This is a genomic window from Thioclava nitratireducens (assembly GCF_001940525.2).
Lineage (GTDB): Bacteria > Pseudomonadota > Alphaproteobacteria > Rhodobacterales > Rhodobacteraceae > Thioclava > Thioclava nitratireducens.
The window spans coordinates 3,115,511-3,133,950 of the sequence record NZ_CP019437.1 but is presented as its reverse complement, the minus strand read 5'-3'; the positions used below and the strand labels follow the sequence as shown (position 1 = coordinate 3,133,950).

Genomic DNA, 18,440 nt, shown 5'->3' with positions numbered 1-18,440 from the left:
ATGCCCGATCTTCTGATTGAACTGTTCTCCGAAGAAATCCCTGCGCGGATGCAGCCCAAGGCCCGCGAGGATCTGAAGAAACTGATCACCGATGGCGTCGTCGAGGCGGGTCTGACCTATGCCTCCGCCGGCGCTTTCTCGACCCCGCGCCGCCTGACGCTGACCGTCGAGGGGCTGACTGCCAACTCGCCGACCCTGCGCGAAGAGCGCAAGGGCCCGCGCACCGACGCGCCGGAGAAGGCGATCGAGGGCTTCCTGCGCTCGACCGGGCTGACGATGGATCAGCTCGAGGCGCGCGACGACAAGAAGGGGCAGGTCTATTTCGCGGTGATCGAAAAGCCCGGCCGTCCCGCGACCGAGATCGTGGCCGAGGTGCTGGAGAAGACGATCCGCAACTTCCCCTGGCCGAAATCGATGCGCTGGGGCGAGGGCAACCTGCGCTGGGTCCGCCCGTTGCATTCGATCCTCGCGATCCTGACCGACGAGGCCGGCGCGACCGTCGTGCCGCTTGACGTGGACGGCATCAAGGCCGGCGACACGACGCGCGGTCACCGCTTCATGGCGCCCGATGTGCTTCAGGTCTCGGGCTACGAGAGCTACGCCAAGCAATTGAAAGCCGCCAAGGTCATGCTCGACCCCAATGAGCGTGCCGAGGCGATCGACCACGACGCCGCGCAAATGGCCTTCGCCAAGGGCTGGGAAGTGGTGCCGGACAAGGGCCTTCTGGCCGAGGTCTCGGGCCTCGTCGAATGGCCTGTCACCCTGATGGGCGAGATCGACGGCGAATTCCTCGACCTGCCGCCCGAGGTGCTGCAGACCTCGATGAAAGAGCATCAGAAATTCTTCTCGGTGAAGAACCCCAAGACCGGTCGGATCGAGGGCTTCGTGACCGTCGCCAACCGCGAGACCGCCGATCACGGCGCGACGATCCTCGCGGGCAACCAGAAGGTGCTCTCGGCGCGTCTGTCGGACGCCAAGTTCTTCTGGGAAAACGACCTGCGCACCGTTCAGGCGCACGGGCTCGAAGGGATGGGCGCGGGGCTCGACGCCGTGACCTTCCACAACAAGCTCGGGAGCCAAGGCGACCGTACCCGCCGGATCGAAAACCTCGCGCGCGAAATCGCGCCCTTGGTCGGCGCGAAGCCCGACCTCGCCGCCGAGGCCGCCCGCGTCGCCAAATCCGATCTGCGCTCGGAAATGGTCTACGAATTCCCGGAGCTGCAGGGCGTGATGGGCCGCTACTACGCTCAAAAGGCGGGGCTGTCGGACGCCGTTGCCGATGCCTGTCGCAACCATTACGCGCCGCTTGGCCCGTCCGACGACGTGCCCTCCGAGCCCGTCTCGGTCGCCGTGGCGCTCGCCGACAAGATCGACACGCTGACCGGCTTCTGGGCGATCGACGAGAAGCCGACCGGCTCGAAGGATCCCTTCGCGCTGCGTCGCGCCGCGCTGGGGGTGATCCGGTTGGTGCTGAGCAACGGGCTTCGCATTAAGCTCAATACTTCCCCGTCGCCATTCTCTATTGCTGCTGACCAGATTGGCGAGCGCGATGGACGGTTCGCCGACACGAACGAATTGCTCTCGTTTATCCACGATCGTCTCAAGGTCCACCTGCGCGATGCGGGCATCCGCCACGACGTGATCGACGCCGTGCTCGCCATGCCGGGCTCTGACGATCTTACCCTCGTCGTGAAGCGCGCCGAGGCGCTGTCGGACTTTTTCAAGACCGACGACGGCGAGAACCTGATCCAGGGCTTCAAGCGCGCGAACAACATCCTCACGCAGGCCGAGGAAAAGGACGGGGTGGAATACAGCTTCGGCGCCGATCCGAAATTCGCGGAAACCGACGAGGAAAAAGCCCTCTTCGCCGCGCTCGACGCCGCCGAAGCCAAGATCGCCCCCGCAATGCAGGCAGAGGATTTCGCCGCTGCGATGTCCGCCATGGCCGATTTGCGCGCGCCGATCGACGCCTTCTTCGAGGCGGTGCAGATCAACGCCGACAATCCGATCCTGCGGCGCAACCGTCTCAACCTGCTTTCGCGCATCCGGCAGATCTGTCTCGATGTGGCCGACCTCACCAAGATCGAAGGCTGATCCTTCCTCTTGATGTAAATATCCCCGCCGGAGGCGCCCGCACGGCGCCTCCTGTCGCAAGGCCGAAACAGGGTGGTCCTGTGACGCCGCGTCCTCTGTCCGAATGTCACACTTGCGAGAGGCGGGAATCAGCCTATCCTGCGTCGAGAGAGAAGGCGCGCTGCGATGCAGAAACCCGTTGAAAACGCTGATTTTGTGACCCTTGCGCCGTCGGCGTCGGTCGATAAGGCACGCCACGGCTGGCGCGCGAAATGCCTTCAGCGGCTGATCCGGCTCGATCTTCCCGTCCCGAAAACCGTCGCGCTGCCCGCCGAGACGGTGCGCGCGATCGCGTCGGGGCAGGTTTTCGACATGACCGCGATCGCGGAGTGCTTCGGGCCGGAGATGCTGGTCTCGGTCCGACCGAGCCCCGAAAATCCCGAATGGGGCGGGCCGGGCACGGTGCTCAATGTCGGCATGAATGACGACATGCATGCGGTGCTGTCGAATACGCACGGCTCCGAGGCCGCCGACGCGCTCTATCTTCGCTTCGTGCAGCTCTACTCGATCCATGTCGCGCGGCTCGACCCGGACATGTTCCAGCAGGAGCCGGGGTCGGGCGCATTGGAAGCGGCGCTGGACGCCTATGAGGAAGAAACCGACGAGCGGTTTCCGCAATCGGGCGCGCGGCAACTGGCCGAGGTGCTGCGCTCCATGGCGCGGGCCTGGGAAGGCACGACGGCGCGGCTCCTGCGGCAGGCCAAGGGCGCGCCGCCCGACGCCGTGCTGGGCCTTCTGGTGCAAGAGATGGCGCTGGGGATCGGGCCGGGCCTGTCGGGCTCGGGCACGATGCAATTCGTCGACAGCGTGACCGGCGCGCCGCAGATCACCGGGCGGTTCCGCGGCCAGAGCCAGGGCCGCACCAGCGCGGTGGAGACGCTCTATCTCACGCGCGACCCGCGCGGCGCCTCGCTGGAAGAGGCAGATAGCGGCGTGTTCGACACGCTGAAGGATTACGGCGCGCGCTGCCGGGTGAAGCTGCGCGAGGAGATGCAGATCGAGTTCACCATCGAGAGCGGCAAGGTCCATGTGATCGACGCGGTCCGGGTGCCGCGCTCGTCGCGCGCCGCTGTTCGCATCGCGGTGGCCTTGGCCAATGACGACGTGATCTCGCGCGAGGATGCGCTGCTGCGCGTCGAGCCGCGCGCCATCACCGAGCTTCTGCACTATCAGGTCGATCCGCGCGCGCCGCGTGACGTGCTCGCGCGCGGGATCGCGGCCTCTCCGGGGGCGGCGACCGGCAAGATCGTGTTCTCTGCGGCGGCTGCGCAGGCCTCTGCTGCGCGCGACGAGCCCTGTATCCTCGTGCGCCGCGAAACCTCACCCGAGGATATTCGCGGGATGCATGCGGCCGTCGCCGTGCTGACCGAGCGCGGCGGGATGACCTCGCACGCGGCGGTGATCGCGCGCGGCCTCGGCCTGCCCTGCATCGTCGGCGCAGAGATCGAGATCAACAGCCGCGAGCGCCAGTTCCGCGGCCCCAAGGGACGGTTGTTCCGCGAGGGCGACACGATCACGCTCGACGGAACCAATGGCGAGGTGCTGGTGGGTGCGGCGGAGATGCTGGCGCCGGCGCTCGACGACGGGTTCCGCACACTTCTCAGTTGGGCCGATCTGGTGCGCGACATCGGTATCCGCGCCAATGCCGACACGCCCGAGGATGCGCGCACCGCGCTGATGTTCGAGGCCGACGGGATCGGGCTGTGCCGGACCGAGCATATGTTCTTCGACGAAGACCGCCTGACGGTGATGCGCGAGATGATCTTCGCCGACGGGCCGGAGGATCGCCGCGCCGCTCTCGAACGGCTGCTACCGATGCAGCGGGCCGATTTCGGGGCGCTGTTCGAGTTGATGAAGGGCGAGCCGGTCTGTATCCGCCTCTTCGACCCGCCTCTGCACGAATTCCTGCCGCATGACCGCGAGGGAATGCGCGAACTGGCCGAGGCGTTGGATCGCCCGCTGTCGGAGGTCACGCGCCGGGTGGAGGCATTGTCCGAGTTCAACCCGATGCTGGGGATGCGCGGCGTGCGTCTGGGCGTGACCGTGCCCGAGATTTACGACATGCAGGCTCGCGCCATCTTCGAGGCGACCGTGGAGGCGCTCCGCCGGGGCGCCGAGGTGGTGCCGGAGATCATGATTCCGCTCGTTTCCGCCTCGCGCGAGGTGGAGATCGTGAAGACTCGCATCGACGCCGTGGCGGCCGCCGTGCGCACCGAGACCAAGGCAGACTTCACCTACCGCCTCGGCGTGATGGTGGAGACGCCCCGGGCGGCGCTCCGCGCTGGCGAAATCGCCGAGCACGCGGCATTCCTGTCCTTCGGGACCAATGACCTCACACAGATGACCTACGGCCTCTCACGCGACGACGCGGGGCGCTTCATGTCGACCTACGTCAACCAGCAGGTCTACGCGGAAGACCCGTTCCACATTCTCGACGTCGAAGGGGTGGGGGAGTTGCTGCTGATCGGGGCCGCGCGCGGACGCTCGGCCCGGCCCGATGTCACGATCTCGGTCTGCGGAGAGCATGGCGGAAACCCCGAATCAATCGCCTTCTGCCGGGCCGCGGGATTCGATTATGTCTCCTGTTCGCCCTTCCGGGTGCCGGTCGCCCGTCTCGCCGCTGCCCATTTCGCGCTCTTGGCGCCGCGCGGACGATCCTTTCCGTAAAGGTAATGTCACAGAGGCGGAATTTCGGCGGTTTTTCTCAAATACCATTGGCAAATCGGCGCTCATCGCGGTATGCGACTGACGAGGGACATAGCACGCAAATCACCGTGCATTTTGGCAAGAATCCGCCGTGGCTCCGCAGGGGGCTGCGCATATTTGCGTGAAAACCTAGACATGGGTAGCTCGCTCGGGTAAGCGATGCGCCGTCGCGGCTCAATGGGGGGTGCGCGGCGATTGTTCTTATCGGAAGAAAACCATGTCACTGCTGAAAAGCTGGACGGGGGGTGCTGTCATCCTCCTCGCCCTCGCCGGAGGCTTGCGTGCCGAAGTCACGGTAAGCCAGTCGAACGACCCCACTGAGGTCGCCGAACAAGGACTGATGTCGGTCCTGTGGACGGAGCGCTCCGCGATGAGCGCGATCGACAAACGACGGGTCACCGCGCTCACGATGGCGCCGGCCCGGTCCAAGAAGCATGCTACTCTGCCGGATGTCCTTTCTGCCAAATGGCTGTCCGAGCAACCCGCTGCGAAGGGCGACAAACAATTCGAATGTCTCTCGCAGGCGCTTTACTTCGAGGCGCGTGGAGAAAGCGTGAAGGGCCAGCAGGCCGTCGCCGAGGTCATCCTGAACCGTGTCGACGATCCGCGCTTCCCCGGCTCGATTTGCGGCGTCGTCCATCAGGGCAACTCGCGCGCGTGCCAGTTCAGCTGGTACTGCGACGGTCGCGCCGATACGGTCCACAACAAGGGGGCCTTCGCCGAGGTCGCGAAAGTCGCCCGGGCGATGATCGACGGCGCGCCGCGCTCGCTGACCGAAGGGGCGACGTACTTCCATACCCGCGCGGTACGCCCGAGCTGGTCGCGCCGCTTTGCGAAGACCGCGTCGATCGGCCATCACATCTTCTACGCCAACCCGGTGCGCACCGCCTCGAACTGAGGCCGCGTCTTCGGAGGCCCGAGTCGCGGGCAGGCGATGAAACGACGGTTGAGGGTGGGCTTCGGTCCGCCCTTTTCCTATGCTCGACTTGCTCGACATGACTGAAAAATTCCCGAGGCGCGCATGAGTTCCGACATTTCCCTCGCCTTCTCGCATCCCGAAGCGCGGGCGGCCGCATCTGCGCCCACCGATCCCCGGGATCGCATCTCGCTGCGCGACCATGTGGTGGAGGCCGATATCGGCGCCTTCCAGCAGGAGCGCGGCCATACGCAACGTCTGCAATTCAATGTCGTGGTGGAGGTGCGGCCGACGCCGGAGCCGCTCGAGGACGATGTGGACCGCATCCTGTCCTACGACCGTATCACCGAGGCGATCGCGGCGGAGCTGGCCGAAGAGCGGGTGAACCTGCTGGAGACGCTCGCCGCCGGCGTGGCAGAGCGCATCCTCGCCAGCCCGCAGGCGATGCGCGTCTTCGTGCGGATCGAGAAGCTCGACCGCGGCCCCGGCGCGCTCGGCGTCGAGATCGTGCGCTCCCGCGCGTCTGTCCCGGTGAAAAGCATCGACGCGAGCGGGGTGGAGGAAAGCCTGCACCCGATCGTCGCCTATCTCTCGAACGCGGCCATCGACTCGCCGGACCTGTCGGCGCGGCTCGACGTGCTGCAGGAGGCGGGCCACCCGGTCATCCTCGCGGTGGGGCTCCCTGACGGAGAGGTTCCCGAAAGCGGGCAGGGACCAACGCAGCGCCGCATCGACCTTCTCGCGATCGAGCAGAACGCCTGGCGTCTTGCTGCGCGCGATCCGCGCTGCGTCGTGGTGGCGACGCGCACCGAGATCGACTGGGCGATGCGCCACGGCCAGATGGTCGTCTGGGCGCCCTCCAAGATCGTGCTGGACGCAACCGACGGTCCGAAAAGCCCCGCCCGCGACGCGATGGCGCTGGCGCTCTGGCTGGCCGAGCAGATGGCCGCGACCCGGCTGGAACTTCACGGGACTGTTTCAGCCCCGGCAGGAAGCCGCGTGCCGGTGGAGACGCGCCCGCTCTGAACGTCTTGAACTCTCGCGCGCAATCGGGTGAATGGAGCGCATGGAGAAGCTCTACTATCGCCCGATCGCCCGAACCGACTCCGCCCGTCCCGACACGGCACTGACCCTCGCGGGGGGGTGGTGCTGGTTCGACGAGGTGGAGCTTCTGCGCCGCGACGGCGAGCCCGAGATTATTCCCGCGGCCCATCTGCCCGAAGAGGTGAGGGAGCGGCTGTGCAATCCGCGCACCTCGGTCGCCGGGATCACGCTCGATGCGCCGCGGATCATGGGCATCCTGAACGTCACGCCTGACAGCTTCTCCGATGGCGGGCGCTTCGACGTCGAGGACGCCGCGATCGAACGCGCCTTCGACTTGCGCAAGTCGGGCGCGGACATTCTCGATATCGGCGGCGAGTCGACACGTCCCGGCGCGACCGAGGTGGAGGAGGACGAAGAGATCGCCCGCACCGCACCCGTGATCGCCGCGCTGCGCGATGCAGATTTCGACGCGCCGATATCCATCGACACCCGCAAATCGTTGGTTGCCGATCAGGCGCTGGAGGCCGGGGCCGCGATGCTTAACGACGTCTCCGCGATGGAATTCGATCCGGCGATGGTCGAGGTCGCGCAGGCCTCCGGCGCGCCGATCTGCCTGATGCACGCGCAGGGCCTGCCCGAGACGATGCAGGACGATCCGCGCTACACGGATGTGCTGCTCGACGTCTACGACTATCTCGAGGACCGCATCGCGCTGGCCGAGGATTACGGCATCGCACGCGAGGCGATCATCGCCGATCCCGGCATCGGCTTCGGCAAGACCGCGCAGCACAACCTTGCCCTGATCCGTGGACTCAGCCTGTTTCACGGGCTGGGCTGCCCTGTCCTGCTCGGCGTATCGCGCAAACGCTTCATCGGGGCCGTGGGCGGCGCGGAAGAGGCCGATCAGCGCGCCCCCGGTACGCTGGCGGTGACACTCGCCGGGCTCGATCAAGGCATCCAGATTCACCGCGTCCACGATGTGGCCGAGATCGCCCAAGGCATCCGTCTCTGGGACGCGATCAAGAGAGGATTCGAGGAATGAGCAGGAAGCTTTTCGGTACCGATGGTGTGCGCGGCGAGGCCAATTCCGGACACATGACCGCAGAGATGGCGCTGAAACTGGGCGCTGCGGCGGGCCGCTATTTCCGGCAGGACGACTCACGCGGCCACCGCGTCGTGATCGGCAAGGACACGCGGCTCTCGGGCTACATGTTCGAGAACGCACTGACCGCGGGCCTGACCTCGACGGGGATGAACGTGCTGCTGCTCGGCCCGGTGCCGACGCCCGCCGTGGGCTACCTGACCCGCTCGATGCGCGCGGATATGGGGATCATGATCTCCGCCAGCCACAACCCGGCCAAGGATAACGGGATCAAGTTCTTCGGCCCCGACGGGTTCAAGCTCAGCGACGAGGCCGAGACCGAGATCGAGGCGATGCTCGACACCGAGATCCGGCTCGCGCGCCCCCAGAATATCGGTCGCGCCAAGCGGATCGACGATGGTCTTGGGCGCTATGTCGAATATGCCAAGACCACCTTCCCGAAACTGCGCAAACCCGACCTCAAAGTGGTCGTCGATTGCGCCAACGGGGCGGCCTATCGTGCGGCGCCGGACGTGCTTTGGGAATTGGGTTGCGAGGTGATCCCCGTGGGCGTCTCGCCCGACGGGCGCAACATCAATGACGGATGCGGCTCGACCCATGTCAGCACCTGCGCCGAGGCCGTGGTGGCGCATGGCGCCGATCTCGGGATCTCGCTCGACGGCGATGCCGACCGGGTAATGATCATCGACGAAACCGGCCATGTCGCGGATGGCGATCAGATCATGGCGCTCTTCGCGAAACGCTGGGCGCAGTCGGGGCAGCTTTCGGGCGGCGCGCTGGTGGCGACCGTCATGTCCAATCTCGGGCTGGAGCGCTTCCTAGAGGCCGAGGGGCTGCGGCTCGAGCGCACCAAGGTCGGCGACCGCTACGTGGTCGAGCGGATGCGTGAGGGCGGCTTCAACCTGGGCGGCGAGCAGTCGGGCCATATCGTGATGACCGACTACGCCACGACAGGCGACGGGCTGATGGCAGGGCTGCAATTCCTCGCCGCGATGGTCGAGACAGGTCAGCGCGCCTCCGACCTTGTGCGGCAATTCGAGACCGTGCCGCAAATGTTGAAAAACGTAAGGTATCAGGCGGGGCAGGAGCCTTTGCGCGCCGATAATGTTGCAAAAGCGATATTGGATGCGGAGACCCGCCTGAACGGTCAGGGCCGGTTGCTGATCCGGAAGTCGGGGACCGAACCGCTGATCCGCGTGATGGCGGAATGCGAGGACGAAACGCTTCTGGAAGCGACGGTCGACAGCATCGTCGCCGCCGTCGAGGCCGAAACCGCCTAAGGGGGTGCTACCCCCGGCCTGCGACTGCCGCGCGGGGATATATTGGAAGAACGAATTAGGGGGCGTCGTGCCCCTATTTGCCTACGGGCCGAAGAGGTCCAGCCCCAGCCAGATCAGGGCAACCGCTTCGAACATGGTCCAGAGCACGCCTGCCCACCGCCAGAATGTCGGACCCGCCTCCGCGCGCCAGACCGAACGGATGAGCCCGACCAGCACCGCGATCCGGTAGATCCCGGCGGCCACGGCGAAGCTTCCGAAGAACCCGCCAAGATGGCCCGGCGAGATCAGTGCGGTGAACAATGCCAGGATCACGATCAGCGGCACCACCACCAGCGCGGGTCCGTAATTGCCAGCCCAGAACGTATCTCCCGGCGCGAGCCGTCCGGCGAAGAGATCGCCGAACCATTTCGGGGTGAAGAATTTTGCGCGCTCCTCGAAGATCGCTTCGAGTTCGTCGTGGTCGGGTCCGGCCATCTGCTTCCCTTTCAATTCGCGGAACTGTGACAAGAACGCCGTGGCCCCGCAAGGCGGCGCGCTGCCGCGGTCGCGCCTGAAGTGACCAAAACGTGACTGAACTTCAAGGCTTTCCGCCGCCTTGGGGCAGTGGAGGGACGAAATTTATGGAGGCGCGTCATGGACCAATCGTCCTTATTTCCCACATCCGATTTCTGGCCGCTCGCAGTCGGCTTCCTGTCCCTCTCGATCAACTATTTCGTTCAGGGCGGCGCGGCCGTCGCCAACGGGCCGAGCTGGTCGGGTGACCCGCTGGCGCAGGAACGAACCCTGGGCCTCTGGGGCATCTTCCTCGGTGGCTTCGGGCAGCTTCTGACCGGCATCTATCTGATGATCGGCCTGACCTGGTTCCCGGTCTTCTCCAACGCGGCCCCGCTTTACATGGCGGCCGTCGCGTTCTCGCTCTACGGCATCCACTGGTTCGTCATCGGCCTGCGACGCTACACCCATTCCGATCCCGGGCCGGAGGCGTGGATGGCGATTCCGCTGTTCGGGCTGAGCGCGATGGGCACCATCTCGTTCTGGGGCAATGGCGACATCCCGGCCGCGATTCTCTTCATCGGCCTGATGCTGATCTATCTCGCCGAGCTGGGCGCCCGCTGGACCAATAGCGAGGCGGCGGAGAAAACCGGCGGCGTGTTCCAGCTCCTGACCGGCGCGTGGCTCTTCTACCTCGCCTGGGGCGTGACGATGAACATGGCCAATGGCGCGAGCTACTGGGTGTAACCCGACCAAAAAAGAACCCCCGGCACTTAGGCCGGGGGTTCGACTTCGTGGAAGCCGTGCAGATCAGTTGCGCGACTTGTCGACCATCTTGCCCTTGGAGATCCAGGGCATCATGGCGCGAAGCTTCTCGCCGACTTGCTCGATCTCGTGCTCGTCGTTGATGCGACGGGTCGCCTTGAAGAAGGGCTGGCCGACCGCGTTTTCCTGCATGAAGTCACGCACGAACTTGCCGGTCTGGATGTCGGTCAGGACGTCCTTCATGCGCTTCTTGGTTTCCTCGTAGGGGAGGATGCGCGGACCCGAGACATACTCGCCGTATTCGGCGGTGTTCGAGATCGAGTAGTTCATGTTCGCGATGCCGCCTTCATAGATCAGGTCGACGATCAGCTTCACTTCGTGGAGGCACTCGAAATAGGCCATTTCCGGCTCGTATCCGGCTTCCACGAGGGTCTCGAAGCCCATGCGGATCAGCTCGACGAGGCCGCCGCAGAGAACCGCTTGCTCGCCGAACAGGTCGGTTTCGCATTCCTGACGGAAGTTGGTCTCGATGATGCCCGAGCGGCCGCCACCGATGGCCGAGCAGTAGCTCAGCGCGATGTCCTGCGCCTTGCCGGTCGCGTCGTTTTCGACCGCGAAGAGGCAGGGCACGCCGCCGCCCTTGGTGTATTCGCCGCGCACGGTGTGACCCGGGCCTTTCGGCGCCATCATGATCACGTCGATGCCGGGCTTCGGCTCGATCAGGCCGAAATGAACGTTCAGGCCGTGGGCGAACGCGATCGCCGAGCCTTCTTTCAGGTTGTCATGGACATACTTCTTGTAGGTCTCGGCCTGAAGTTCGTCGGGCATGGTGAACATGATCACATCGCACCAGGCAGCCGCTTCGGCGATGCCCATAACCTGCAGGCCTTCGGCTTCGGCTTTCGCTTTCGAGGGCGAGCCGTCACGCAGCGCAACGGCCACGTTCTTCGCGCCCGAGTCGCGCAGGTTCAGCGCGTGTGCGTGGCCCTGCGAGCCGTAGCCGAGAATGGCGACTTTCTTGTCCTTGATCAGGTTCACATCGCAATCGCGATCATAATAGACGCGCATGGCGTTCCTCCTTTTTGTCTGAGTGTGAGAATAGGAGGTTCTTCGCGAATATGCGTTCAGAAGTTGAGAATATTCGCTAAGGCGAGTAAAATTCATTCGCACTATTAGACAATATCGGAAAATTCATGCAGATTGACGATACGGACCGCCGGATATTGCGTCAGATGATGGCGGAGCCGGGGCTTCCTTCTGCCGAACTGGCCGAACGCGCCGGCGTGACGCCCGCGACCTGTTGGCGTCGGATCGAGAAGCTTCGCGAAGGGGGCGTGATCCGTGGCGAAGAGGCGCTGATCGACTGGCACGCTCTCGGCTGGGCGGTCGAGGTGTCTCTGCGCTTCACCTTGGACAAAACCAATCCGCGCGCCTTCGACGAATTCATCGCCGCCGCGCGCGAGGTTCCCGAAGTCATTGAAATCCAGAGCTTCCTCGGTTCCACCGATATGCGCCTGCAGGTGATCGCCCGCGACATGGCGCATTATCAGGAGATTTACCGCAATCGCATCCTGACCCTGCCGCATATCTCCGAACTCGACGCGCTGATGCTCATCGCGACGATCAAGTCCAGCGCGGAGCTGCCGATATGAGCCTCGATCTCGACGATCTGGACCGCCAGTTGCTGCGCGCGCTGAGTCGCGATTCCACGCAAAGTGCGGGCGCTCTGGGCCGCAAGCTTGGCCTCTCGCAGCCCGCGACATGGCGGCGAATCCGTCGCATGCAGGAGGCGGGAGTCATCGCCGGCCGACGCGTGATCGTCGATCCCGAGGCGCTTGGCTTCGGGGTGACGGTGTTTCTGGGCGTGAAACTCGCGGCGAAGGGCCGCGTCAGCCTCGAGGATTTCGAGCGCGCGGTCACCGCGATCCCAGAGGTGCAGCTCGTGCAACACGTCCTCGGGCTTTTTGATTACCGGCTACGCGTCACCGCCCGTGATCTGCCTGACTTTGAGCGGGTCCTGCGGCGTCGTATCATGACCTTGCCCGGGGTCGGTCAGGTGGAGGCGAATGTGCTCCTCAGCGAGGAACGCCGCCCCGGCCCGTTGGGCTGATTCATGTTTGCTGAAAAAACGGGCGAACTGCGCGCCAAATAAGCACGGCCGTCGTTCCGCTTCGATCAAAGCAAGATCTGCGCGTGCAGGGCATGGACCGCCCCGTTGCCGCGGTCTTGGATCGAAGCGGAGGGACCGATGTTCGACGCGAAGCTTCAGACCAAACCTGCCGTCCGGATGCAGCGTTCGCGCGGCGCGGCGCGGGCCGGCTTTTCCGGCGCGCGGCTGACCGGATTGCACCAAAGCGGGTCTGCCAAGGCCATTCTGCCGCGCGTTCCCGGTTCGCCGGAGGTGGTTTTCCTGAATACTTCCGGTGGTTTGACCTCTGGCGATACGCTGTCCTACCAAACCGAACTGGACGCGGGCGCAATGCTCGTCGCGACGACACAAGCCGCCGAGCGTGCCTATCGCGCCGACGATGGGCCTGCGCAGGTTGAGGTGCGGCACAGTGTCGGCTCCGGCTGCCATCTGGATTGGCTGCCGCAGGAGACGATCCTCTTCGACCGCGCGAAGCTGGCCCGCGACACGACGATCTCGCTGGCCTCCAATGCGTCCTGCCTGATGCTCGAGGCAGTGGTGCTGGGCCGGGCCGCGATGGGCGAGCAGGTGCGGGACTTACAGTTTTTCGACATGCGCCGGATCGAACGCGCCGGAAAGCCAGTGTTTTTCGAGCCTTTCTTGTTGAATTCCGACATTTTGGCAAAGGGGCCCCGAAGCACCGTTCTGGGAGAGGCCCGTGCTTTTGCGACGCTCGTTCTGTGCCGGCAAGGCGCGGAAGACGCGGTGGAGCCCCTGCGCGCGGTGCTCGATGAGCCGGGCGTCGAGGGAGCGGCTTCGGGCTTCGACGGCAAATGCGTCATTCGTCTGCTCGCGCAGGACGGCTGGCCGATGCGGCGACAAATTATACGACTTTTCAATGCGTTGCGACGCGACCAAGCGGCGCCGCGCGTGTGGCAGATCTAAGGAAATACGATGAACCTGACACCGAGGGAAAAGGACAAGCTGCTGATCAGCGTTGCCGCGATGGTCGCGCGCAACCGGCTGGAACGCGGCGTGAAGCTCAATCACCCGGAAGCCATTGCAATCATTTCGGATTTCGTCGTCGAGGGGGCCCGCGAGGGCCGCTCCGTCGCCGATCTGATGGAGGCGGGGGCAGGGGTGATCTCGGCCGATCAATGCATGGAGGGCATCCCCGAGATGATCCATTCCATTCAGGTCGAAGCGACCTTCCCGGACGGGACGAAGCTCGTCACCGTCCATCATCCGATCCGCTGAGATAAGTTCAGCTTATACAGACCGATCCGAAATAAGTTTTGCTAATGAAAGGCCGTCCGATGAAATTTGTAGCTGCACTCGCCGTCCTCGCCCCCACCGCCGCACTGGCCCATCCCGGCCACGGCGCCGGAAGCACATGGTTTTTCCACGACGGTCCGCTGATCGGGCTGCTTGCGCTCGCAGTGGTCGCCTATGTCGGACCGGAATTGGCGCGCGCGCTGCGCCGCAACAAGGAGTGAGCCGATGATCCCCGGAGAAATCCTGCCCGCTTTGGGCGAGATCACGCTGAATGAGGGCTGCGAGGCGATCACGCTGATGGTCGCCAATACCGGCGACCGCCCGGTGCAGGTCGGCTCGCATTACCATTTCGCGGAAACCAATCCGGGGTTGGAGTTCGACCGGGACGCCGCACGCGGTTACCGGCTGGACATCGCGGCCGGAACGGCGGTGCGGTTCGAGCCGGGCCAGAGCCGCGAAGTGCGGCTGGTGCCCTATCGCGGGTCGCGCGAAGTCTATGGATTCAATCAGAAAGTTATGGGGGCGCTCTGATGCCGGCTTCGATCTCGCGTAGCACCTATGCCGATATGTTCGGCCCCACCACCGGCGACCGGGTGCGGCTCGCCGACACCGATCTGATCATCGAGGTCGAGCGCGACCTGACCACCTATGGCGAGGAGGTCAAGTTCGGCGGCGGCAAGGTGATCCGCGACGGCATGGGGCAGAGCCAGGTCTCCCGCGCGGGCGGCGCGGTCGATACGGTGATCACCAATGCGCTGATCGTGGATCATTCGGGGATCTACAAAGCGGATGTCGGCCTGAAGGATGGGCAGATCGCGGCGATCGGCAAGGCTGGGAATCCGGATACCCAGCCGAATGTCGACATCATCATCGGGCCGGGCACGGAAGTCATTGCCGGGGAAGGGAAAATCCTGACCGCGGGCGGGTTCGACGCTCATATTCACTTCATCTGCCCGCAGCAGATCGAGGATGCGCTGGCCTCCGGCATCACGACGATGCTGGGCGGTGGCACGGGGCCTGCGCATGGCACTCTGGCCACGACCTGCACGCCGGGGCCGTGGCATATCGCGCGGATGTTGCAGGCCTTCGATGCGCTGCCGGTCAACCTCGCGCTGTCAGGCAAAGGTAATGCCTCGCGCCCCGAGGCGCTGGTCGAGATGGTCGAGGGCGGTGCTGCTGCGCTGAAGCTGCACGAGGATTGGGGCACGACGCCGGGCGCGATTGACTGCTGCCTGTCGGTGGCCGACGACATGGACGTGCAGGTGATGATCCACACCGACACGCTCAACGAGAGCGGCTTCGTCGAGAATACGCTGGCCGCGATCAAGGGCCGGACGATCCACGCCTTCCACACCGAAGGGGCAGGGGGCGGTCATGCGCCGGACATCCTGAAGGTGGTGAGCGCGCCGAACGTGATCCCGTCGTCGACGAACCCGACGCGGCCCTATACGGGCAACACGATCGAAGAGCATCTCGATATGCTGATGGTGTGCCACCACCTTGATAACAAGGTGCCCGAGGATGTGGCCTTCGCGGAAAGCCGTATCCGGAAAGAGACGATCGCGGCCGAAGACATCCTTCATGACATGGGCGCGATGTCGATCATCAGCTCGGACAGTCAGGCGATGGGGCGCGTCGGCGAGGTGATCATTCGTTGCTGGCAGACGGCGGACAAGATGCGCAAACAGCGCGGGCGTCTGCCGGAAGAGCAGGGCGACAATGACAACGTGCGGGTGAAGCGGTTCATCGCGAAATACACGATCAACCCGGCGATTACCCACGGTATGAGCCAGCATATCGGCTCGGTCGAGGTCGGCAAGCGCGCCGATCTGGTGCTGTGGAACCCGGCCTTCTTCGGCGCGAAGCCCGACATGGTGCTGATTGGCGGCTCGATCGCCTCGGCGCAGATGGGCGACCCGAACGGCTCGATCCCGGCGCAACCTTTCTACACGCGCAACATGTTCGGGGCGCTTGGCGGGGCGCGGTACGCAAGCTCGGTCACTTTCATCAGTCAGGCGGCGCAAGCCAACGGGCTGGCTGCGAGCCTTGGGCTCCAGAAACAGACGCTGGCCGTCGAGGGCACGCGCGGCATCGGCAAGGCGCAGATGATCCACAACGCTGCGACGCCCGAGATCGACGTCCATCCCGAGACTTACGAAGTGCGTGCGGATGGCGAATTGCTGACCTGCGAACCGGCGGAGGTTCTGCCGCTGGCGCAGCGGTATTTCCTGTTCTGAGGATGGGGTCAGCGGCTGGATACGAGGCGCAGCCCGGCGTCGGCAGGCGCTTCCGCGACGAGTTCCGGGAGCAGGCAACTCGCCGGTTCGTGCGGCGACGTTTGCAACCTGCGGGTGACCTTCTCGCGCTGAAAGGCCGTATCGTTGCGGATTTCGGGGGGCAGGAGGCGCGGTTCGAACACTTTGCGGCGGCTGGTGACGATCTCGACCTTCGTCCAGCGGCCGAGGCACGGCATGTCGGACCGGGTGAGGTAAGCTTCCCGCAGTTCGGCCTCGCGGCGTCGCAATCGCGCGATCTGGGCGCGGATCTGGGCCAGCTCGTCCGCGGGGGCGCGTGGGTCGAAGCAATGATGGAACATCGAAATCTCCTTCGCTGCGAGCATGCTGCGGCGGGAGGTTTGAGAAATCGTTAAAGGGTGCAAGACAATGAGCGATTATCCCAAGGCTGAAAAAGTGGCGCCCAAGGGTGCGTGGCAGGCGGCGGTGGACCATGTGGCGCTGGATTACGAGGGGCGTTTCCTGCGCCGCAAGCGGCTGGTCGCAGGCTCGGGCGCGGGGTTCCTGGTGGACCTGCCGGAGGTGACGAACCTCACGGGCGGCGAGGCCTTCGTGCTCGAAGACGGGCGGTTCATCGAGGTGCGCCCGGCGCTGGAGCCGGTGCTGGTCGTGACGGGCGATCTGACGCGGCTGGCCTGGCATATCGGCAACCGTCACACGCCGTGCCAGATCGAGGCGGACCGGCTGGTGATCCGCGCCGATCACGTGCTGGAGGCGATGTTGAAGCAGTTGGGGGCCGAGGTCGCGTCCGCGGTCGAGACCTTCCAGCCCGAGGGGGGCGCCTATGGGATGGGGCGCACGATGGGGCATGAACACGGGCATTCGCATGGCCATGGGCATTCCCATTCGCATGACCACGACCATTCGCACGGCCACGACCATCATCACGACCATGCCTGATCCGACCGCGCCCCTGTCGCTGATGCAATGGCTCTCCCCGGCCTTTCCGACCGGGGCGTTCGCCTATTCTCACGGGCTTGAGCAGGCAGTGGCCGCGTGCGAGATCGGGGATGCGGCGGCGTTCGCGATTTGGCTGGGCGATGTGCTGGAGCATGGCGCGGGCTGGTCGGATGCGGTGCTGCTGGCCTGCGGGTTGCGCGGCGGCGATCTCGACGAGCTGGATGCGCTGGGACGTGCGATGGCGGGCTCGGCCGAGCGGCTGCGCGAGACGGCGGAGCAGGGCGCCGCCTTCACGCTGGCGCAGGCGGGGTTGCGGGGCGTCAAACTGCCGCCGCGAGTGCTGCCGGTCGCCGTGGCCGAGGCGGCGCGCGATCTGGACCTTCCCGCGGAGCAGGTGATTTCACTTTTCCAACATTCTTTCGCGTCGAACCTGGTCTCCGCAGCAGTCAGACTTGTCCCTTTGGGACAAATCGCCGGGCAGACGGTCTTGAGCGACCTGCACGGAAAAATTGCCGAGATCGCGGCACGCGCGGCGCAGGCGGAACTGACTGACCTGAGCTTCAGCGCCTTTCGCGCCGAGGTTTCGGCCATGAAACACGAGACGCTCGATGTGCGTCTCTTCAAGACTTGAGGGGAAGATATGGGCAACGGACCTTTGCGCGTGGGAATTGGCGGACCGGTGGGCGTGGGCAAGACCACGCTGACCGAGCAACTGGCGCGGGCCTTGGCCGCGCGCGTGTCGATGGCGGTGGTGACGAACGATATTTATACGCGCGAGGATGCGGAGGCACTGATGCGCGCGCAGGTGCTGCCGGGCGAGCGTATTCGCGGCGTCGAGACGGGCGGCTGCCCGCATACGGCGATCCGCGAGGATGCGTCGATCAACCTCGCGGCCATCGCCGATCTGACCGCGAAGCTCCCCGATCTGGAACTGGTGCTGATCGAGAGCGGCGGCGACAATCTGGCCGCGACCTTCTCGCCGGAACTGGCCGATCTGACGATCTACGTGATCGACACGGCGGCGGGGCAGGATATCCCGCGCAAACGCGGACCGGGGCTGACCAAGTCCGATCTTCTGGTGGTGAACAAGGTGGACCTCGCGCCGCATGTGGGCGTCGATCTGGCGCAGCTCGAGGCGGATACGCAAAGCGCGCGCGGGTCGAAGCCTTATGTCATGGCGCGGCTGCGCCAAGGCGCGGGCATCGACGAGGTCGTCGCGTTTCTCGAGCGTGAGGGCGGATTGGCGTTGAAGCCGATTCCAGCCTGACCGCGAAACATTCGCCCATCTATTGGGCGAAAAGTCAGAATTTGTGCGAAAACTTCGGCAGACCCGCCCAACCGGCGGGTTTTTTGCTGCGCGGTGCCGGAATTTTTTGCCGCGCTGCAGCGTGAGGGTTTGGATGTC

General features: G+C 65.0%; 20 protein-coding genes. 17 read left to right on the top strand and 3 right to left on the bottom strand.

Going from position 1 to position 18,440, the window contains the following annotated elements:
* The 6 genes from glyS (at position 1) to glmM (ending at position 9,181) form a co-directional block, all read left to right on the top strand.
* Positions 1–2,094 (top strand): glycine--tRNA ligase subunit beta, encoded by a 2,094-nt coding sequence (gene glyS / locus BMG03_RS15000; RefSeq protein ID WP_075776956.1) that lies wholly within the window; start codon positions 1–3, stop codon positions 2,092–2,094.
* 165 nt (positions 2,095–2,259) lie between these two features.
* Positions 2,260–4,800 (top strand): putative PEP-binding protein, encoded by a 2,541-nt coding sequence (locus BMG03_RS14995; RefSeq protein ID WP_075776955.1) that lies wholly within the window; start codon positions 2,260–2,262, stop codon positions 4,798–4,800.
* 256 nt (positions 4,801–5,056) lie between these two features.
* A complete protein-coding gene (locus BMG03_RS14990; protein WP_075776954.1) occupies positions 5,057–5,737 on the top strand; it encodes a cell wall hydrolase in 681 nt (226 codons plus the stop codon).
* A 123-nt stretch (positions 5,738–5,860) separates the two neighbouring features.
* Positions 5,861–6,781 (top strand): dihydroneopterin aldolase, encoded by a 921-nt coding sequence (locus BMG03_RS14985; RefSeq protein WP_075776953.1) that lies wholly within the window; start codon positions 5,861–5,863, stop codon positions 6,779–6,781.
* Positions 6,782–6,821: 40 nt separating this feature from the next.
* The gene (gene folP / locus BMG03_RS14980; RefSeq protein WP_075776952.1) at positions 6,822–7,841 is read left to right on the top strand and encodes a dihydropteroate synthase; all 1,020 of its coding nucleotides are present in this window, start codon (positions 6,822–6,824) and stop codon (positions 7,839–7,841) included.
* Positions 7,838–9,181 (top strand): phosphoglucosamine mutase, encoded by a 1,344-nt coding sequence (glmM, locus tag BMG03_RS14975; protein WP_075776951.1) that lies wholly within the window; start codon positions 7,838–7,840, stop codon positions 9,179–9,181. Before folP ends, glmM begins: the two co-directional genes overlap by 4 nt.
* 81 nt (positions 9,182–9,262) lie before the next feature.
* Here the strand turns inward: glmM and BMG03_RS14970 are convergent, their stop codons facing one another.
* Complete coding sequence (locus BMG03_RS14970; RefSeq protein WP_075776950.1) at positions 9,263–9,655, bottom strand: hypothetical protein; 393 nt, start codon at positions 9,653–9,655, stop codon at positions 9,263–9,265.
* A gap of 159 nt (positions 9,656–9,814) precedes the next feature.
* Here BMG03_RS14970 and BMG03_RS14965 point away from each other — a divergent pair, with 159 nt between their 5' ends.
* On the top strand, positions 9,815–10,420 hold the full coding sequence (locus BMG03_RS14965; RefSeq protein WP_075776949.1) for a hypothetical protein: 606 nt from the start codon (positions 9,815–9,817) through the stop codon (positions 10,418–10,420).
* Positions 10,421–10,483: 63 nt separating this feature from the next.
* Here BMG03_RS14965 and ilvC read toward each other — a convergent pair whose 3' ends face one another.
* Entirely contained in the window at positions 10,484–11,602 is a 1,119-nt protein-coding gene (ilvC, locus tag BMG03_RS14960; RefSeq protein ID WP_279627821.1) for a ketol-acid reductoisomerase, read from the bottom strand.
* Positions 11,603–11,631: 29 nt separating this feature from the next.
* Here ilvC and BMG03_RS14955 point away from each other — a divergent pair, with 29 nt between their 5' ends.
* The 7 genes from BMG03_RS14955 to ureC all read left to right on the top strand — a co-directional run bounded on the left by BMG03_RS14955 (position 11,632) and on the right by ureC (position 16,078).
* On the top strand, positions 11,632–12,090 hold the full coding sequence (locus BMG03_RS14955) for an Lrp/AsnC family transcriptional regulator (RefSeq protein ID WP_075776948.1): 459 nt from the start codon (positions 11,632–11,634) through the stop codon (positions 12,088–12,090).
* Complete coding sequence (locus tag BMG03_RS14950) at positions 12,087–12,548, top strand: Lrp/AsnC family transcriptional regulator (protein WP_075776947.1); 462 nt, start codon at positions 12,087–12,089, stop codon at positions 12,546–12,548. Before BMG03_RS14955 ends, BMG03_RS14950 begins: the two co-directional genes overlap by 4 nt.
* 138 nt (positions 12,549–12,686) lie before the next feature.
* Positions 12,687–13,511, top strand: a complete 825-nt coding sequence (locus BMG03_RS14945) for an urease accessory protein UreD (RefSeq protein ID WP_075776946.1) — start codon at positions 12,687–12,689, stop codon at positions 13,509–13,511.
* 9 nt (positions 13,512–13,520) lie between these two features.
* A complete protein-coding gene (locus tag BMG03_RS14940) occupies positions 13,521–13,823 on the top strand; it encodes an urease subunit gamma (protein WP_075776945.1) in 303 nt (100 codons plus the stop codon).
* A gap of 59 nt (positions 13,824–13,882) precedes the next feature.
* Complete coding sequence (locus BMG03_RS14935) at positions 13,883–14,062, top strand: hypothetical protein (RefSeq protein ID WP_075776944.1); 180 nt, start codon at positions 13,883–13,885, stop codon at positions 14,060–14,062.
* A gap of 4 nt (positions 14,063–14,066) precedes the next feature.
* Positions 14,067–14,372 carry an urease subunit beta gene (locus BMG03_RS14930; RefSeq protein ID WP_075776943.1) on the top strand — a complete coding sequence of 102 codons (306 nt, stop codon included), beginning with the start codon at positions 14,067–14,069 and terminating at the stop codon, positions 14,370–14,372.
* Positions 14,372–16,078, top strand: coding sequence for an urease subunit alpha (ureC, locus tag BMG03_RS14925; protein ID WP_075776942.1), 1,707 nt, complete (start codon positions 14,372–14,374; stop codon positions 16,076–16,078). Before BMG03_RS14930 ends, ureC begins: the two co-directional genes overlap by 1 nt.
* Before the next feature lie 8 nt (positions 16,079–16,086).
* Here ureC and BMG03_RS14920 read toward each other — a convergent pair whose 3' ends face one another.
* The gene (locus BMG03_RS14920) at positions 16,087–16,437 is read right to left on the bottom strand and encodes a hypothetical protein (RefSeq protein ID WP_075776941.1); all 351 of its coding nucleotides are present in this window, start codon (positions 16,435–16,437) and stop codon (positions 16,087–16,089) included.
* A 67-nt stretch (positions 16,438–16,504) separates the two neighbouring features.
* On the opposite strand from BMG03_RS14920, the gene BMG03_RS14915 reads away from it, so the two are divergent.
* Genes BMG03_RS14915 through ureG form a run of 3 tightly spaced genes read left to right on the top strand, consistent with a single transcriptional unit; the run spans position 16,505 to position 18,302 of the window.
* Positions 16,505–17,035 (top strand): urease accessory protein UreE, encoded by a 531-nt coding sequence (locus BMG03_RS14915; RefSeq protein ID WP_075776940.1) that lies wholly within the window; start codon positions 16,505–16,507, stop codon positions 17,033–17,035.
* Positions 17,028–17,666 (top strand): urease accessory protein UreF, encoded by a 639-nt coding sequence (locus BMG03_RS14910; protein WP_075776939.1) that lies wholly within the window; start codon positions 17,028–17,030, stop codon positions 17,664–17,666. The genes BMG03_RS14915 and BMG03_RS14910 overlap by 8 nt, the downstream gene beginning before the upstream one ends.
* 9 nt (positions 17,667–17,675) lie before the next feature.
* Positions 17,676–18,302: an urease accessory protein UreG gene (gene ureG / locus BMG03_RS14905; protein ID WP_075776938.1), complete on the top strand. Its 627-nt coding sequence runs from the start codon at positions 17,676–17,678 to the stop codon at positions 18,300–18,302.
* Positions 18,303–18,440: the final 138 nt, after the last annotated feature.